This is a genomic window from Leucobacter sp. BZR 635 (assembly GCF_048061935.2).
Lineage (GTDB): Bacteria > Actinomycetota > Actinomycetes > Actinomycetales > Microbacteriaceae > Leucobacter.
In genome coordinates, this window is the sequence record NZ_JBLUNZ020000015.1 from 13,294 (window position 1) to 30,703 (window position 17,410).

The window sequence follows — 17,410 nt, forward strand, 5'->3', positions numbered from 1 at the left end:
ACTCCACGTTACCCGCGCTCGGTGAGTCGAAGATAGCCCGAGAGTGCGGCGAGTCCCTCGGCCGAGGTCGGCAGCCCGTCGCCGAGGCCCGGTGCGGAGAAGAGAAAGCTCGACCACTGCGCCCGGCTGATCGCCACGTTCAGGCGGTTTCGCATGAGCAGGAACTCGAGCCCACGCGGCACGTCTTCTGGGCTGGACGCGGCAAGCGTCACGAGCGAGATAGCAGCCTCCTGTCCCTGGAAACGGTCGACGGTGCCGACGCGGACTGCGCCGAAGCCCGCGGCAGCGAGTGCCTCGGAGACGCATTCGACCTGCGCGTTGTAGGCGGCAACGACGATGATGTCGCGCTCGGTGAGGGCACGTTCGACGGAGCCCCCGGCGCTGTCATGTTCGCGGATCCACGCGCCAGAGGCCCCGTCGCGCTGCCCGCCGGCACCCAGGATCTCGAGCACCTTCGACACGACCGCCGCCGCTTCCTCGGGCGAACTGGTGGAGTTTCCGTAGTGTTCGACAGGCTGCCAGTGCAGCCCTGCGGCCCCGGCCCCGGAAACCGCGCGCGCTGCGGTGCTCGGGTGCGCGTGCAGCCTGCCCGCGTACGAGAGCTCGGAGACGACGTCGGCGAGCGCCGGGTGCATGCGCCGGGTCTCGGCGAGGAAGTAGCCGAGTGCCTCCGGCATAGTCTCGCGCGAGTCGAGCAGCCACGAGAGCGCCGCCTGGTCGACGGGTTCGGGGTGGGAACCCTGCGAAACTTGCGGGAGCTGCTGCTGGTCACCGAGCAGCAGCAACCGGGTCGCCGCGACCGACGCCGCGATCGTGGGTGCGAGCGAGAACTGTCCCGCCTCGTCGATAACGAGCAGGTCGAGGCTCCTGCGCGCGAAGCGCCCCTCGTTCGAGAAGTCCCAGGCGGTGCCGCCGATCACGGCTCCCCGGCCGGCGAGGCCCTCGATGTAGCGGGCGTGGCCGTCGCGGCCGAGCACCGTGTAGCCGGGCTGCTCGGAGCCTGCGGCGACCGATCCGCCCTGTGGCACCTTCGCGACAAGCCGCGGATCCAGGCCCGCAGACACGACCCCCTCGAGCACGTTCTCGACGACCTTATGCGACTGCGCGACGACGCCGATGCGCCAGCCGTCACGCTCGACGAGCTGCCTGATGACGCGGGCCGCGAGATAGGTTTTGCCCGTGCCAGGCGGGCCCTGCACGGCGAGCGCCGCGTGGTCGAGTTCGCGGAGGCTCGCGAGCACGGCGCCAATCATCCGGGCGTCCTCGCTGCCGCCGACTGCGAGGGCCTCGTCCGAGTCAGGGCGCACGAGTCCATCGCGCCCCGTGAGCCGGGGTTCGGCACGGGTGAGGAGCTCGTAGACCGGGTCGCGGAACTCGGTTCCGAGCTGCGCGGCCGTGACGAGCGCGCTGCCCCACTCCTCGATCGCGCCTTTCTGTCGCCCTGCGGGCGGCGGCGGTCCGGGGGTCACCGCGACGGGCAGCCTGTCGAAGGGTGCCGCGTCGTTCGGCAGCTTCTCCTCGATCGTCACTCCGTCGGCGTGCCGCTCGATGATGTCCACCTGCCTCGCACCGCGAGCGCCAGGCGCGCCGCCCCACTGCGGGAACGGCGCGGGATAGTCGTACAGCGCGAACATCTGCGTTCCCGGCTTCAGCGAGCTGCCTGGCGCGACGGTGCCGCGCAGCCGCACACGCCTGCGCTCGATGCGGGCACGCGGCGGCTTGTGCCAGTCCTCGAGCACCCAGCTTGCGGCAGCTTCGACGAGCACGACATCGCGGGTGTCCGCCCACTCCTCGACGGGGTCGACGAGCCTGGCGAAGTGCGCCCACCAGAACGACTTCTGTTCGCGCTGGTGGTAGTCGATCGCGCTCGCGGCGAGCTTCAGCGCGGTGCGCGACGCGGGATCCTCCGCGCGCTCCGCCTGCTCGAGCAACTGCTCACCGACGCGACTGAGCTCGACCGGGCGCTCGTCGCTCGGCGGCAGCAGCTCAGGCGCGACGGGTTCGATACCGTGCTCGCGGGCGATGCCGAGCAGCCAGTCGCGCAGCCTGAGCGTGGAGACGCAGTCGTAACGGTTGTAGTCGGCGATGTCGTCAAGGCGACGCTGGCCCTCGGCGCGCGCCGCGCTTTCGCTGGATCGCAGCTGCTCGCTCGCCTCCGCGTACTCGACGACGGACTGGGATCCGCTCACGACGCCATCCTCCGCGCGGACCTCGGCTCCCATGTAGAGCGGCTCAAGCTTCTTGATCGAGTACGAGCGGGAGCCAACGCGCAGCGCCTGCTTCACGATCGGATACAGGTCGACGAGCACGTGCTCGCGGAGCAGCTGATCCACCTCGGCCTCGCAGACGCCGTGGCGTGCGGCAATCGACAGCAGGTGCGTGCGCTCGTAGCTTGCGTAGTGGTAGATCCGCAGTCCCGGGTAGGCCCGGCGTCGCTCGGTGACAAGCTCGATGAAGCGTTCGAGCGCGGCCTTCTCCTCCGCGAGCGAGTGCGCCCAGATCGCGGTGAACTGCTCGTGCTCGTCGACCATGCCGAAGAGATAGTCGAGGTTCCACTTCGCGGTACCTGCTTCGTCGGTCTCGCGGTAGAACGGGTCGCCCTCGAAGTCGAAGAACAGGTCGCCTGGGTTCGGCTGCGGGAGCGCTGCGAGCGTCGCGGGGGCGACAACGCGCACGCTCGGCTGCGGCACCGATCCACCAGGCGCGCCCGCCGCGGCGGCCTCGCTCTCGACCTGCACGGCGGCCTGCAGCGCGACGCGCTCAAGCACGGTGCCGGTAAGGCCCGGGAGCGAGAGCGCGCCGCGTTCGATCTCGGGGAGGGCGGCGGCGACCGCATCGATGGTCTCGAGGCCTGCGGACACGAGCGCCGCGCGCTGCCTGGGGTAGAGCCCGGCGATGAGCAGCGGGTCGCGCGTGCGCTGGATCTCGGGCTCGCACACCTCGCAGCGCCCGCACGCTGCGATGCCGGGCTCGCCCCAGGCAATCGCCGCGGCGCTCGAGCGCTGTCCGTCCGCTCCGGTCGCAGCGAATCGGGTGAGCAGGATCTCGTGCAAGCGCGCACGCCGCCTGCGGAACACCGGGGCGATGTCTGCGATCTTGTGCGTCGTGCGCTCACCCGAGCCGAGGATGAGCGTTGCCTCGCCGGCGACAGGCACCCCGATACGCTCGAGCTGCTCCGCGTACGCGGCGAGCTGCATGAGCGCGGTCACCTTCGCGCGGCGGGCAAGCTTCGTGTCCTGCACCTCGTAGGTGCCATCATCGCGCAGCTCGAGGAAGTCTGCGAAGCCGAGGAACGCAATCGCGGGCTCGGCAGTTCCGGGCGCGGGCGCACGCTGTGCGGGATCAAAGAACGTCGCTTGGAAGACAATCTTCGCCTGGCCGCGCAGGGCCGCGAGGGTTTCAGCGGCGACCTCGCCGAGCGCCTCCGGGGTCATTGCATCTGGCCGGCGAATCTCGACAACCCCACCGGGTGCCCCGAGCGTGCCCTCACCGAACTGCTCTCGTAGTTCGCCGAGCACCCGATCCTCATGCTCGTCACCGAGGCTCCCAGCGCGCGCGAGCATCGCGTCGTCGTCGAGGGGCACCTCGACCGGGCGACCGAGCTTCGCGTCGACGCGGCGCAGAAACGCGAACTCGCACATGCTCGCGGCGGTGAGGTCGCTCGCGCTGGTGACGAGCAGCGGGCCAGCCTCGGTTTCTCGTACGAACATCACGTCTCTTTCGGTTCCTGGATCCGCAGCTGCCGATCCGCACCTCCGACGCTACCGCGCACCACCGACAGTGAGGCGCAGCTACATCCGCGCGTCCACAGCAGTCGCCAAGTAGACTGGCAGGACCGGGGGAAATCCCCCATGACATATACCAACGCAGGAAGTACATAACACCGCGTGACCACTCAGACTTTCGCCGATCTCGGCGTGCCCGCTCCCATTGCCCATGCGCTCGAAAAGAACGGGAAGACAGAGCCCTTCCCCATTCAGCGCGACACCCTCCCCGACACCCTGAAGGGGCGCGACGTTCTCGGCCGCGGCCGCACGGGCTCGGGTAAGACCATCGCGTTCGGCATCCCGATCGCCGCCAATCTCGCTGGAGGTGAAGCTGGCATCGCTGCCGGTGAGGCCGCGAAGAAGCGCCGGCCCTCACGCCCCCGCGCAATCATCCTCGCTCCGACCCGCGAGCTCGTCACTCAGATCGCTGAGACCCTGAAGATGCTCGCCGACCCCGTCGGCCTGAAGGTGACGACAATCTTCGGTGGCGTGCCGCAGCGCCGCCAGGAGGCCGCGCTCGAGGCAGGCGTCGATATCGTCGTCGCAGCCCCAGGCCGCCTTGACGACCTGCTCAAGCAGGGCGTCATCTCGCTCGACGGCGTTGAGATCACCGTGCTCGACGAGGCCGACCATATGGCTGACATGGGGTTCCTCCCCGTCGTCACGCGCATCATGAACAAGACCCCGCAGCAGGGCCAGCGCCTGCTCTTCAGCGCGACGCTTGATAACGGCGTCGACAACATCGTGAAGAAGTACCTGCACGACCCCGTGCGGCACTCCGTCGACTCGGCAGAGTCGCCCGTGCCGCAGCTCACGCACCACATCTTTGAGGTGTCGGGCAAGGGACCGAAGGATGCGCTCATCGAGGCGCTCGCGAGCGGCACGACCCGCCGCATCATGTTCACGCGCATGAAGCACCAGGCGAAGAAGCTCGCCAAGCAGCTCACCGCCGCGGGCATCCCCGCGGTCGAGCTGCAGGGCAACCTCTCGCAGAACGCGCGCGACCGCAACCTCGCAGAGTTCGTCTCCGGCGAGGCACTCGTGCTCGTCGCGACCGACGTCGCCGCCCGCGGCGTGCACGTCGACGGTGTGGATCTCGTTGTGCACATCGATCCGCCCGTCGAGCACAAGGCATACCTGCACCGCTCAGGCCGCACCGCGCGTGCGGGCAATGAGGGCGACGTCGTCACGATCGTGCTCCCCGAGCAGCGCAGCGAGATGCGCCAGCTCATGCGCGCCGCCAAAATCAACGTGACGCCGCTCCAGGTGAACCCGATGGCAAAGTCAGTCGACCGGGAGGTCCTCGACCTCATCGGCGAGGTCGCGCCCCGGCAGGATCCCAAGGCGATCGAGGCACGGCGTGCCGAGGCGCAGGCAGCCCAGCAGCGCGCAGCCGGGCACAACCCGGCCGGCGCCGGATCGTCGACCGGTGCGAACGCGAAGCGCAAGCGCTCGCGCGGCGGCAGCGGTGGCGGACGCGGCGGCCAGGGTGCCGGCGGTGGCCAGGGATCGCAGGGCGGCCAGCGCTCGGGTGGTTCTGGCGGCGGACGCGGTGGCCAGGGCGGCGGACGTCCGGGCGGCCAGGGCGGCTCAGGCGGCCAGCGCTCCGGCGGCGGTCAGGGCGGCCAGCGCCGTCAGGGTGGCGGCCAGGGTGGCGGGCGCCGCAGCGCCTAGCGCTTCGTTCCCCGCACGCAACGTGTGATCAGCGGCTCCCCGGCAAGTTTTCGCTTGCCGGGGAGCCGCGCTCGGTTACCCGAGAATTTCAGCGACGGGGCGTGCGAGCCGGATCACGAGGCTTGCTCCTCGATACAGCAGGCGCAGCACTCTCCCCTCCCGGTGAGTCCGTGACTTCGCTTTGCGAGTCCTCGACTCGAGCAGGCTGTTGCTGCAGGGGCACTTTGCTGTGCTGGGCGGGCCGCGCGCGAGTTACGCCGCCCCGCGCTCCTGCCGGCGAATCTTCCCCGCCCGCGCGAACCAGGCCACGGCGAACGACAGCACGAGCGCGAAGAAGACGCCGAGGTTCGCTCCCGCCCACTCCCCGTCCTTGCCACCCACGAGGCCGAGGAAGTAGCCCTGCCAGTTGTTCCAGGGCGCGTCGGCGGCGAACCCATTGGTGACGAAGCCCCAGCCAATCACGGACGCGACCGCGAAGATCCCGACCGAAGTCCAGTCCCACGCGCCGTAGCGACCCTTCGCGTCGAAGAGCGCGACCTCATCGTAGTCGCGTTTGCGCCGCAAAATGTCGGCAATGAGGATGCCAGCCCAGGCGGCGAGCGGCACGCCGAGCGTGATGAGGAAGCTCTGGAACGGCCCGAGGAAGCCTTCGGCGAAGAACACGACCCAGATGGTGCCGAGAGTGAGGATGATCCCGTCGATGCCGGCCGCGGCGGGGCGCGGGATGCGGATCCCCAAGCTCAGCAGCGTCAGCCCCGACGAGTAGATACCGAGCACCGCGCCCGACACGAGCGCGAGCACCGCGGTGAGCAGGAACGGGATGAGCACCCACACCGGCAGCAGCGTCGCGAGGGCGCCGATCGGGTCGTTCCCGACGGCATTCATGAGTTCCTCGTCGCTGCCAGCGAGCAGCAGGCCGAAGATCACGAGGATCACCGGGGCGAGCGCGCCGCCAATCGTGTTCCAGAGCACAATCGAGCCGTCTGAGGCGTCTCGCCGCTGGTACCTGGACCAGTCGGCGGCGATGTTGATCCAGCCGAGACCGAAGCCCGTCATCACCATGACGAGCGCGCCGACGACCTGGCCCGTGCTCCCCGCGGGGATCGCCATGACCGCCGCGAGATCGATGTGCGGCACGGCGAGAACGATGTAGAGGATCGTGACCGCGCCCGTGATCCACGTGAGGATCGATTGCATCTTCATGATCGCGTGATACCCGAGCACCGAGGCAATGACGATGAGTGCGGCGACGACGAGCGTCGCGATGAGCTTCACCGCGGTGCCGCCGTCGCCGCCCAGCTGGGTGATGACGGTCGCGGTCGCGAGCAGCGCCATGATCGCGAGGAACGTCTCCCACCCGATCGAGGTCAGCCACGAGATGATGCCCGGCACTTTCTGCCCGTGCACGCCGAAGGCCGCGCGCGACAACACCATCGTCGGTGCGGAGCCCCGCTTGCCGGCGATCGCGATGAGCCCGCAGAGGAAGAAGGAGACCACAATGCCAACGGCCGAGACGATCGTCGCCTGCCAGAACGAGATCCCGAATCCGAGCACGAAGGATCCGTACGACATGCCGAACACCGACACGTTCGCGGCGAACCACGGCCAGAACAGGTCGCGTGGCCTCGCCGTGCGCGCCGACTCGGGAACAATCTCGATGCCGGTGCGCTCGATGAGCGATCCTGCGGGTACGTCGTTGGACACGGTGGCCTCCCTATGTTGCGTGAAGTTTAGCCCGCGAGCTCGCCGCGCATCACAGCCTGCAGCGTGTCGAGCCGGGTCACGCCAAGCCCCAGCGCATCGCGGTGGAAGTCGCGAATATCGAAGGATCCGCCGCCCTGCTCCGCACGGGCCTTCGCCTCGTCGCGCAGGCCCTCCCAGATGCGCTGCCCGATCTTGTACGACGGTGCCTGCCCGGCCCAGCCGAGGTAGCGGAGCACCTCGAAGCGCACGAAGCTGTCGTTCATGTTCACGTTTTCGGCCATGAATTCGAAGGCGTAGTCGCCGTCCCAGACTCCGCCGCCGTCGGGCCGCTGCTTGCCGAGGTGCACGCCGATGTCGAGCACGACGCGGGCCGCGCGCATGCGCTGGCCGTCGAGCATGCCGAGGCGATCCGCCGGATCATCGAGGTAGCCGAGTTGCTCCATGAGTCGCTCGGCATACAGCGCCCAGCCCTCCGCGTTGCCTGAAGAGCCGGCGAGCTGCCTGCGCCACTCGTTCAGCGTGCCGCTGTTCACGACGGCCTGCCCGATCTGCAGGTGGTGACCCGGGACACCCTCGTGGTAGACGGTCGTGAGCTCGCGCCACGTGTCAAACTCGGTGACTCCCTCGGGCACCGACCACCACATGCGGCCGGGCCGCGAGAAGTCGCTCGACGGGCCGGTGTAGTAGATCCCGCCCTCCTGCGTCGGCGCGATCATGCACTCGAGCGTGCGGATCTCGGCGGGGATATCGAACTGCGTCTCCCCCAGCTCGGCGACCGCGCGGTCGCTTGTCTCCTGCATCCAGCGCTGCAGCGCGTCGGTGCCGTGGAGCTTGCGCGCCGGATCCCGCTCGAGATGCGCGATGGCGTCGGCCACGATCCCCTTGCGCGGGGCCTCGCCGAGGATCTCACCGGCGATCCGCTCCTGCTCACTGACCATGCGCGCGAGCTCTTCGATGCCCCACTCGTAAGTCTCGTCAAGGTCGACCTTCGCGCCGAGGAACACCTCGGAGGCGAGCTCGTAGCGCTCACGCCCGAATGCGTCCTGCTCGGTCGCGTGCGCTGAGAGATGCGTGTCGAGGAAGTTCGCGAGGTCCGCGTATGCGGTCGAAGCCTCGCCGGCGGCGCGCTCGAGATCCTTTTGGAGCGAACCGGGCGCAACTTCGCGCCCGCGCTCCGCGAGCTCGGCGAAGAACCCCTTCGAGGGCTCGCTGGCCGCGGCCGCTCCCCCGCGCGGCTGAATCAGCGGCGACATGCCCGCGGTGCGGCGCAGCTGGGCGGCGACCTCGCGCACCTGGCGGATCGACGGGACGAGGCCTCGTTCGATACCCGCGTCGAGCGATGCCTGGTAGGAGCGCATCGCCTCGGGCACCGCCGCCATGCGCGCGGCAATGTTCGCCCAGTCACCCTCGGTGTCGCTCGGCATGATGTCAAAGACGTCGCGCACCTGCTGGCTCGGCGACTCGATGACATTCAGATTGCGCAGGCCCTCTCCCGACTCGTGCAGCGAGAGCGAGAGCTCAAGCTCCGCGGCGAGATCCTGCTGGGTGACCCGGTCCACTTCGTCGACTGCCGTCGTCGCTCGGAGAGTGGTGAGGGTGTCGCGCCTGGACTGGGCGAGCTCGTCGGCGCCGGCCGGCGAGAAGTCAGGGAGCTGCGCGTGTGCGCGCTCCCGACCGATGTAGGTTCCGATAATCGGATCGTGCTGGGTGAGCGTATCGACCCACTCTTCAGCGATGCGATCAATGGCGGTAAATTCGCGTTCGACACTCATATCTTCAGCATAGCCACGCGGCGGGCAGAAATAGGGCAGAATAGGAGGGTGCGCTGCACGTAGCCGCGCGCTCACAGATTTCTGAGGAGACACAGTGAAGATCCGCACCCGTATCGCCACCGCCGTGACCGTCGCGCTCGCAACCGTGCTGGTTGGCGCGCCCGCGTTCGCGTCGGAGGGCGTCGAAAAGGTCGACACCCTCGCACAGTTCTCGTCGGCCGGTCAGCCGGTTGACGTCGTCGCGATCTCGATCGTTGGCGTGGTGCTGCTCGGCATTGTGCTGATCACCTCGACGCTGCTCGGCAACCTCTTCGAGAAGAACAAGAAGCAGGCCTAGCTCTCACTTCGAAACGGGCGGGTGTGGCAATTGCCACACCCGCCCGTTTTGCGTACCCGTTTCAGTGGACGCTGCCACACCTGGCTCTGCCCAGCCCAGCCTGCCCTGCCCAGCCTCGCCCATCGCATCGGCGCTCAACAGCCATGACCTCAGCGAAGTCATGAGCGTTTTACCGTCTTTTACTCCTGATCTCGCTGACTACCCATGACCTCAGCGCTGTTGTGGGGGCTGGCGGGGGCAGGCCGGGGCGGCGCACAGCGCACAGCACAGAACACAGAGCCCCTGCCGGCAGCCACAGGGGCTGCCGGTAGGGGCCTCGGCAAGGCAACGCGCAGAAGGGCTAGTTTGCGCTCGCAGTCAGCGGGTCACGCACGACGCGGAACGTCGCGACCAGTGGATCCACCGCGCCGCGCACGTACCCGGTCGGCGACGAGGCCACGGCCTGCAGGAACGTGACGGTCTCCTCGGTGATCTCCTCGCCCGGAACCAGGTTCGGGATGCCGGGAGGGTACGCCGCGAGGGTGTCGGCTGAGATCTGTCCGATCGCCTGATGCGCGGTCATCACGACGCTCTCGGCAAAGAACGCGGCACGCGGCAGCATGCGCAGCGTTCCGGCCTCGGGCAGCTCGGGGAAAGCGACGAGCTCGCTCGGCCCACCGTTGCCCGCCTGCGACTCGGCGACCACTGCCTCAAGCCCAGCCATCACGCGATCGAGGTCAGGCGTCGCAAGTGCACCGATGACGGCCACGATCGTCGTCGCGGTCGACATCTCAAAGTAGATGCCGTGGTCCGAGATCAGCCGGTCGCGCACCCAGTGTCCGCTGCGCCCGAGGCGCGACACATCGATCGGGATCCGCAGCGGGTCGACGCTCACGATGTCGGGGAACTCCCCAAAGTCATCACTGATCACCGAGAAGTGCTCGCTGGCCCGCAGCCGCTCACGCATCTCCTCGGCAATCTCAATCGAACGACCGATCTGCTCCTTGCCGTTCATGAGCGCGTGCCGGGCGGTGTCGAGCGAGCCCATGAGCAGCGCGCTCGCGGAGGTCGACGCGGTCATCGTGTACGAGCGGTTGACGAGCGTCTCGAGGCGATCGGCGAACTCGGTCTCACCGAGGTGCAGCATCGCCGACTGGGTGAAGGAGCCGGCGAGCTTGTGGGTGCTCGAGATCACGAGGTCTGCGCCGAGGCGCACGGGCGACTCGGGAAGGTCCTCGTGGAAGCCGAAGTGCGCGCCCCACGCGCCGTCGACGATGAGCGCGGCACCGTAGTCGTGGGCGACGCGGGCGAGGCCCGCAACATCAGCGGTGGATCCAAAGTAGCTCGGCGACACCACGTATACGCTCTGCACGGCGCGGCCTGCGTCGGCCTCGGTCGCGAGCGCATCCTCGAGCGCCTCAGGAGTGAGCCCGTGGGCGATACCGTGGTCGTGGTCGACGGCCGGTGCGACGAACGCTGGGATCAGCCCAGCGAGCAGCACACCGTCGGTGAAGCTCGAGTGCGAGCTTCGCTGCATGAGCACGCGCTCGCCGAGGCCGCGCACGGCAAAGGCCGCGGTGCGGTTGCCCTGCGAGGCACCGTTGGTCAGGAACCAGGTGCGGCGCGCGCCCCACGCCTCAGCGGCGAGCACGAGCGACTGCGCGAGCGGCGAGCCCGGTCCGAGGTCGATGCCGTCAAGCATGAGGGGGACGTCCATCTGCACGGCGCGCTCACCGAACACGCGCGCGAGGTGGGCACCGCCGCCCTGGGGTGCACAGCCGTGGCCCGGCACCATGAGACTCTGCGGGCCCGCATCGGCGTATCGTTCGAGCGCGGACGCGTACGGCGCGTCTTTTTGGGTCACAGTATTCTCAACAGGCATACCTCTCATGTTGGCGGTTCGGGAGGCCCGAGTGAACCCCATATTCGACTCCCGCGAGCCATATACTGTATTGAACAGAGTGCGTGATTTCACGCCACATCCTCAAATAACCCAGGAGCCACTGTGATCGATCTCCGTCAGCTCCAGGCCCTCAGCGCAGTCGCCGCGGAGGGATCCGTCGCCCGCGCCGCCGCCCGCCTCGGCTGGAGCCAGCCAACGGTCGACTACCACCTCAAAAACCTCGACCGCTTGGTCGGCACAGAGCTCACCTCGCGCAGCACGCGCGGCTCGAAGCTCACGACCGCCGGGCTGCTGATGCTCGAACGCGGCGAGGAAATCCTCGGACTCGCCGACCGCACGCTCACCGACGTGCGCGATCTCGCGCACATCGGCCACGTCAGGCTCCGCTTCGGGATCTTCCCCACGGCGGCGGCGCGGATCCTCCCGGGCATCGCCACCCGACTCGCAGAGCTCGGGATCGAACTCGACGCGACCCTCGCCGAGGTCATGCCGCTCGTCGGCGGGGTGAACCAGCACACCCTCGACGCGGCCCTCGTCTACGCGGCGGGCAGCTACGCGCTCCCGCTCCGCTCCGAGGTGCACACTACGCACGTCTACACCGACCCGATGCTCCTCGCGCTCCCCGCACACCACGAACTGGCCGACATCGAGGAGTTCGATGCGGCGACGCTGCTGCAACTGAGCGGCGACAGCTGGGTGATGGGATCCACCCCGGGTGACACACTCGACGACCTGGTGCGCGAGCTCTTCGATGCGACGCGCGTGAAGCTCAACGTCGCGGTGCGCACCGACGATTACGCCGTCGTGCTCGGCCTCATCGCCGCGAACATGGGGGTCGCGCTCGTGCCATCACTCATGCTGTCGAGCGTTCCCGATGGCGTCGTGCTCAGGCCCATCAAGGACGACCGGTTTACCCGCGAGCTCATTCTCGCTGCCCCGGCGGGCCCCGCGGGGCCGAGCGCGGCGGTGCGGCAGCTCGCGGAAGCGGTGCGCCGCTCGATCAGCGCGCTCGACTAGCCACGGCCAAGCGCGCACGGGCAAGTGCGCACGGGCAAGTGCGCACGGCCATGCGCGCACGGGCAGGTGCGCACGGCAAGGCCCGGCCCGGCACGGTGCCTCCCGCTTCATCCCGACGCGGAGCCCAGAACCCAGAAAGCGCCTCCCCAGTTGTTACGGCCGGGGAGGCGCTTTCTGTGATGGGTCGCGGGTTACGCGCCGATCTCGCCGGCAGCGACCGTCTCGGCCAGCGCGTGCACCTGCGCAAGGTGGTGAGCACTGTAGAAGTCGGCCTCGTTCAGGCGGCGCGCATCGTCGTCAGAGCGCTCCGCGTGGGCGAGCACGGCGGTCGCGATCGTGGCGTGCATCCAACCGCCCACGAGCGTGGCGAGCATCTCCTGGTAGGGAACCGAGACCGCGAAGGCATCGCGGGGGCTCGCGCCGAAGCCGAGGATCGCCGCCGTTGCCCGCTCAGCAGACACCACGGCACGCTCTGTGCGCTCGACAAGCCGCGCCGCAACGGGGTCGCTCGACGAGCCAAGCGCGGCAAGCTGCTCGCGGATCAGCGCGAAGACTCGCGCCACCGTCTGCCCGCCGTCGCGGAGCACCTTGCGGCCCACGAGGTCGTTCGACTGGATCGCCGTCGTGCCCTCGTAGATGGGGAGGATCCGGGCGTCGCGGAAGTGCTGCGCGGCCCCGGTCTCCTCGATGAACCCCATGCCGCCGTGCACCTGGACCGCGTCGGAAGAAACGTGCACGGCCTGCTCCGTGAGCCACGACTTCAGGATCGGCACGAAGAACTCGGCAAGCGCGCCGTAGCCCTCCTCGCCAGCTCGGTCGTGCGTATCTCCGACGAGCACGGAGAACGCGCGCATCGCTGAGATGCGGCTCGACATCGACAGCAGCAGGCGACGCACGTCGGGGTGACCGGCAATCGGCGCGCCCTCCGGGAGCCCGAGCACCGCGCCCTGGAGGCGAGTGTGCGCGTACGAGAAGGCGCGCTGGTAGGCGCGGTCGGCGATGCCGAGGCCCTGCACCCCGATGCCGACACGCGCTTCGTTCATCATCACGAACATGCCCGCGAGGCCCTGGTGGAGCTCGCCGACGAGGTAGCCCGTCGCGTCTTCGAACTGCAGCACGCAGGTCGGGCTCGCGTGGATTCCGAGCTTGTGCTCGAGACCGACCGTGACGACGGAGTTGCGCTCACCCGGGTTGCCGTTCGCGTCGAGCTTGAACTTCGGGGCGACAAACAGTGAGATGCCGCGGTGCCCCTCGGGCGCACCTTCGGTGCGGGCGAGCACGAGGTGCACGATGTTGTCGGCAACGTCGTGATCTCCCCAGGTGATGAAGATCTTCTGGCCGCTGATCGCCCACGAGCCGTCGCCATTGTCGCGCGCCATCGTACGCACCGCGCCGAGGTCACTGCCGGCCTGCGGCTCGGTGAGGTTCATGGTGCCGGTCCACTCGCCGCTGACGAGCTTCGGCAGGTAGGCGTCGCGGAGCTCCTGCGAGGCGTTTGCCTGGAGCGCGCGGATCGCGCCATGGCTCAGTCCGGGCGCGAGCGCGAAGGCGGCATTCGAGGCGTTCCAGAACTCGTTAAGCGCTGCGGTGATCGAGCCGGGCAGCCCGTCTCCCCCGGCCTCCTCAGCAACTGAAGCGGCGACCCAGCCCGCGTCAGCGAAGGCCCGGTAGGCCTCCTTGAAGCCCTCGGGCGTCTGCACCTTGCCGTCGACAAGCTGTGATCCCTGCTCGTCTCCGACGCGATCCAGCGGGGCGAATACCTCTGCCGCGAACTCACCCGCGGCCTCGAGCGCATCGCCCGCGTCGTCAGCGCTCAGCGCGCCGTCGCTCGCACGCGCCACGATATCGGTGCCGAAGGCCTCGCCCAGCAGGAAGGCGTAGTCGGCAACCGGGGGCACATAGGTTGCGGCGTCAGGGACAGTCTGGGGGGCAAAATTCTCGATAGCCATACTCGACACTCCATCGTTTGTCGTCCAGGGGTGCGCGGCGCAGGTACACGCCGCGCGTCCCCAGAAGTATGCCTGAGACTCAGTGTCAAAGCAAGGCGCGCCGCACTCTCCCTCAGCCGAAATTCCACGGCACCACTGCAAAACACATGCGAAACCGAGTCTCACCGCTGTGCTAACTTGGCCCCATGAGCACGAGCCCCACACCTCCCGAGGACCACAACGCCGCCTCGCCGCAGGCGACCGCCGTGCGCTACCTCACGGAACACGGCTACGAACAAACCACGACGAGCAGCTTGGCCGATGCGATCGGCCTGAGCCGGAGCACGTTCTTCCGGCGCTTCGGCAGCAAAGAGGACGTTGTTTTCGCCGACCACGACTACGCGCTGAGCCAGCTGCAAGAGCAGCTCGACACATCGACGCTCAGCGCCTCTGCGACGCTCGCCCGCGGCACGCTCGAGGTCTCTCGCGTACTCACCCGCGACCCAGTGACCGCGCGCATGCGCTCGCAGCTGCTGCGGAGCACCCCGCTGCTGCGCGAGCGCGAGCTCGTCATCACCCACCGCTACGAGCGTATGTTCCAGCGCTACCTGGCTCGGGTGGCTGCCCCCGGCACTCCCGATTGGGGGCCGATCGGCCTCGCGGCCGCAGTGGTCGCAGTGCACAACGCTGCCCTCAGGCGCTGGATGAAGTTTGGCGACTCACACGCCTTCGGCGAGCTCGAGCGCGAGCTCACCGCCCTCATCGCACGATTCGCGCCCTGGTTCGGGGGCGAGCGGGCCGGATCGCGCGTCATCGTCGCAAGTTTCGGCGCCGACGCCGCTCCCGATGAGGTGCTTCGCGCGGTTGCCGCGCAGCTCGAATAGCCCGCCACGCGGGCCCTTCGCTCGGAGCTGTCTCCCAGGCCCTCGACGGCAGAACCACGGCGTGTGATCGCGTCAGAACACCGCAGACGGGCACGGCTCAAAGAAATGAATCCGCAAGCCCCGCTGACCGAACCGAAACACTCTCGTGACGGTTCACCCAGCGGGGCGTGATCGGCAGGAAGTACCGCGGAGCTTACTCCGCGCGGGCTTCCTCGAGATCGTCGGCGGAGGACACGCGATCCGCACTGCGCGCTGCGCGACGCGACACGATGCGTCCGCGGATCGCGAAGCCCAGCACCAACACGAGCAGACCGTAGAGCACGAGCACGATCGGCCCTTGCACGAGCACTGAGAAGTCGCCGTTGGCGCTCATTGCGGCGTCGCGCAGGCTCGTCTCGGCGAGCGGCCCGAGGACCATGCCGATGATGAGCGGAGCGAGCGGGAAATCGAGCGCGCGCATGAGGAACCCGACCAGCCCAATCCCGAGGAGCATGAGCAGGTCGAACACCGAGCCCGAGGTCGCGTAAATCCCGAAGCCGCAGAACACGGTGATGCCAGCGTAGAGATACGGGCGAGGGATCAAGAGAAGCTTCGCCCACAGCATCGCGAACGGCAGGTTCAAGATGAGTAGCACGATCATGGCGATGAAGAAGCTCGCGAGGAGTGCCCACACGAGCTCGGGGGCGCGTTCAAACAGCAGCGGGCCGGGCTGGAGCCCATACTGTCTGAACGCAGCGAGCATGATCGCGGCAGTCGCCGAAATAGGCAGCCCGAGCGCGAGGAGAGCCCCCATCGCCATGCCAGTTGTTGAGTTCCCTGCAGCCTCGGGGGCTGCCAATCCGCGTATCGCACCGGTGCCGAACTTCGGCTTGTCGCGGCGGCTATCGAGCCGCTTTTCGAGGCCGTACGCGAGGAACGTGGGAATCTCGGAGCCACCCGCTGGTATGACGCCGAACGGCAGCCCGATCGCGGTGCCGCGCAACCAAGCGGGCGTCGCCTCCTTGAACTCTGCGCGCGACAGCCACGGCCGCCCCTTCGGCCGAATGATGCCCTTATTCGAGACGTGGCGTTCGAGGCAGGCGACGTAGATCACTTCGCCGAGTGCGAGCACAGCGACGGTGACAGTGACGAGCGAGATGCCGTCGAACAGGTTGGGTGAGTCCATCGTGAAGCGGGGTGCCCCTGACACGCCGTCGACGCCGACGACCGCAATTCCCAGCCCGATGAAGAGCGCCGCGAGGCCCTTCACCGCGCTGTCGGTGACCACCGAAGAGGTCGCGACGAACGCGAACACTGCGAGCGCGAAAAACTCGGCAGGCCCGAACTTCGTCGAGAAGTCCGCGAGGACCGGCGCGAGGAACACCACCACGATCGAGGCGATGAACCCGCCGACGAACGCCCCGATAGCCGCGGTTGCGAGCGCCTGGGCGGCCTTGCCGCGCAGCGCCATCTTGTGCCCCTCGAAGGTGGAGGCGATGGCGGATGCCTGGCCTGGCGTGTTCATGAGAATGCCCATTGTCGAGTCGCCGAAGAGGCCACCGAAGTACACTCCCGCAAACATGATGAATGCAGCGGTCGGTTCGAGCGAGAAGGTGACTGGGAGCAGCAGCGCGACGGCCATGGAGGATCCGAGGCCCGGCAACACCCCAACCGCGGTTCCGAGCATGCACCCGATGAGCACCCACAGCAGGTTCTGCCAGCTCAGGGCTCCGGCGAAACCCTCCGCGAGGAGTTGTAGCGTTTCCATGTCAGAACCCCCAGCCCAGTACGCCCGAGGGAAGCGACATCCCGAGCACCATGTCAAATGCGATGTACACCATCGAGCTCACCGTGAGTCCAACAACGAGGCTTGCGAGAGGCTTGTGCGCCCCGAACCCGCGTGCCACGCACCAGAACAGCAGTGCGGCAGCGATGATCCATCCGAGATACGGCAGCAAGAGCGCGAAGCCGAGAAACGACAGCACGACCCAGGCGAGCGACCGCCAGTCGATACCGACCGAGCGCCGCGGAGTCACGGTATCGCCGTCCTCGTGCTCCGTGACGAGCAGGTCGAAGCCGTCGGGGTCGCCTGCCCCTATCGAGAGGCGTGCCGCAGGAAGAGCCTTTGTAGCCCGCACCGCACTCAGAGTGAGCAACAGCGCGAACAGCAGCATTCCTCCAGCGATAATGCCCGGGAAGAAGCGTGGCCCGGGAAATGAGGTGCCGTCTGGCACGCGCATCGTCACCATGCCGACGATAAGGTAGCCCGCAAACACGGCCAGTAGCGCTGGCATAGTGAGGCCCTTGAGCAGCTCGGCTCGCCGCGAGCCTGCCCCTGCGAGCAGAATTTCCTCGCCGACAACCGCGGACATCGCGGTGGGATTGTTCGTTTGCATGCCTAACCCATCTCTTCGTAGAGCCGGGTGATGCGTGAGCGCTCGTCCGCGAGGAATGCTGCGACGTCTG

General features: G+C 68.2%; 11 protein-coding genes. 4 read left to right on the forward strand and 7 right to left on the reverse strand.

Going from position 1 to position 17,410, the window contains the following annotated elements:
- Positions 1 to 8: 8 nt before the first annotated feature.
- The gene (locus tag ACI1US_RS02315; protein WP_461637858.1) at positions 9 to 3,710 is read right to left on the reverse strand and encodes a TM0106 family RecB-like putative nuclease; all 3,702 of its coding nucleotides are present in this window, start codon (positions 3,708 to 3,710) and stop codon (positions 9 to 11) included.
- A 177-nt stretch (positions 3,711 to 3,887) separates the two neighbouring features.
- Here ACI1US_RS02315 and ACI1US_RS02320 point away from each other — a divergent pair, with 177 nt between their 5' ends.
- Positions 3,888 to 5,441, forward strand: a complete 1,554-nt coding sequence (locus ACI1US_RS02320) for a DEAD/DEAH box helicase (protein ID WP_461637860.1) — start codon at positions 3,888 to 3,890, stop codon at positions 5,439 to 5,441.
- Between the two features lie 252 nt (positions 5,442 to 5,693).
- On the opposite strand, the gene ACI1US_RS02325 is transcribed toward ACI1US_RS02320, so the two are convergent.
- Positions 5,694 to 7,145, reverse strand: coding sequence for a purine-cytosine permease family protein (locus tag ACI1US_RS02325; protein WP_461637862.1), 1,452 nt, complete (start codon positions 7,143 to 7,145; stop codon positions 5,694 to 5,696).
- A 26-nt stretch (positions 7,146 to 7,171) separates the two neighbouring features.
- Positions 7,172 to 8,917 carry a DUF885 domain-containing protein gene (locus ACI1US_RS02330; protein ID WP_461637864.1) on the reverse strand — a complete coding sequence of 582 codons (1,746 nt, stop codon included), beginning with the start codon at positions 8,915 to 8,917 and terminating at the stop codon, positions 7,172 to 7,174.
- Between the two features lie 94 nt (positions 8,918 to 9,011).
- Between ACI1US_RS02330 and ACI1US_RS02335 the strand changes: the two genes are divergently transcribed.
- Positions 9,012 to 9,254, forward strand: coding sequence for a hypothetical protein (locus ACI1US_RS02335; protein WP_461637866.1), 243 nt, complete (start codon positions 9,012 to 9,014; stop codon positions 9,252 to 9,254).
- 340 nt (positions 9,255 to 9,594) lie between these two features.
- Here ACI1US_RS02335 and ACI1US_RS02340 read toward each other — a convergent pair whose 3' ends face one another.
- A complete protein-coding gene (locus ACI1US_RS02340; protein ID WP_416549430.1) occupies positions 9,595 to 11,115 on the reverse strand; it encodes an aminotransferase class I/II-fold pyridoxal phosphate-dependent enzyme in 1,521 nt (506 codons plus the stop codon).
- 123 nt (positions 11,116 to 11,238) lie between these two features.
- Between ACI1US_RS02340 and ACI1US_RS02345 the strand changes: the two genes are divergently transcribed.
- Positions 11,239 to 12,153, forward strand: coding sequence for a LysR family transcriptional regulator (locus tag ACI1US_RS02345; protein WP_416549429.1), 915 nt, complete (start codon positions 11,239 to 11,241; stop codon positions 12,151 to 12,153).
- A gap of 191 nt (positions 12,154 to 12,344) precedes the next feature.
- Here the strand turns inward: ACI1US_RS02345 and ACI1US_RS02350 are convergent, their stop codons facing one another.
- Complete coding sequence (locus tag ACI1US_RS02350) at positions 12,345 to 14,102, reverse strand: acyl-CoA dehydrogenase (protein WP_416549428.1); 1,758 nt, start codon at positions 14,100 to 14,102, stop codon at positions 12,345 to 12,347.
- Positions 14,103 to 14,287: 185 nt separating this feature from the next.
- Between ACI1US_RS02350 and ACI1US_RS02355 the strand changes: the two genes are divergently transcribed.
- Positions 14,288 to 14,965, forward strand: coding sequence for a TetR/AcrR family transcriptional regulator (locus tag ACI1US_RS02355; protein WP_461637869.1), 678 nt, complete (start codon positions 14,288 to 14,290; stop codon positions 14,963 to 14,965).
- A gap of 193 nt (positions 14,966 to 15,158) precedes the next feature.
- On the opposite strand, the gene ACI1US_RS02360 is transcribed toward ACI1US_RS02355, so the two are convergent.
- Together ACI1US_RS02360 and ACI1US_RS02365 are read right to left on the reverse strand one after the other, a co-directional pair.
- Complete coding sequence (locus tag ACI1US_RS02360) at positions 15,159 to 16,712, reverse strand: tripartite tricarboxylate transporter permease (RefSeq protein WP_461637871.1); 1,554 nt, start codon at positions 16,710 to 16,712, stop codon at positions 15,159 to 15,161.
- Position 16,713: 1 nt separating this feature from the next.
- Entirely contained in the window at positions 16,714 to 17,340 is a 627-nt protein-coding gene (locus ACI1US_RS02365; RefSeq protein WP_461637873.1) for a tripartite tricarboxylate transporter TctB family protein, read from the reverse strand.
- Positions 17,341 to 17,410 lie beyond the last annotated feature (70 nt).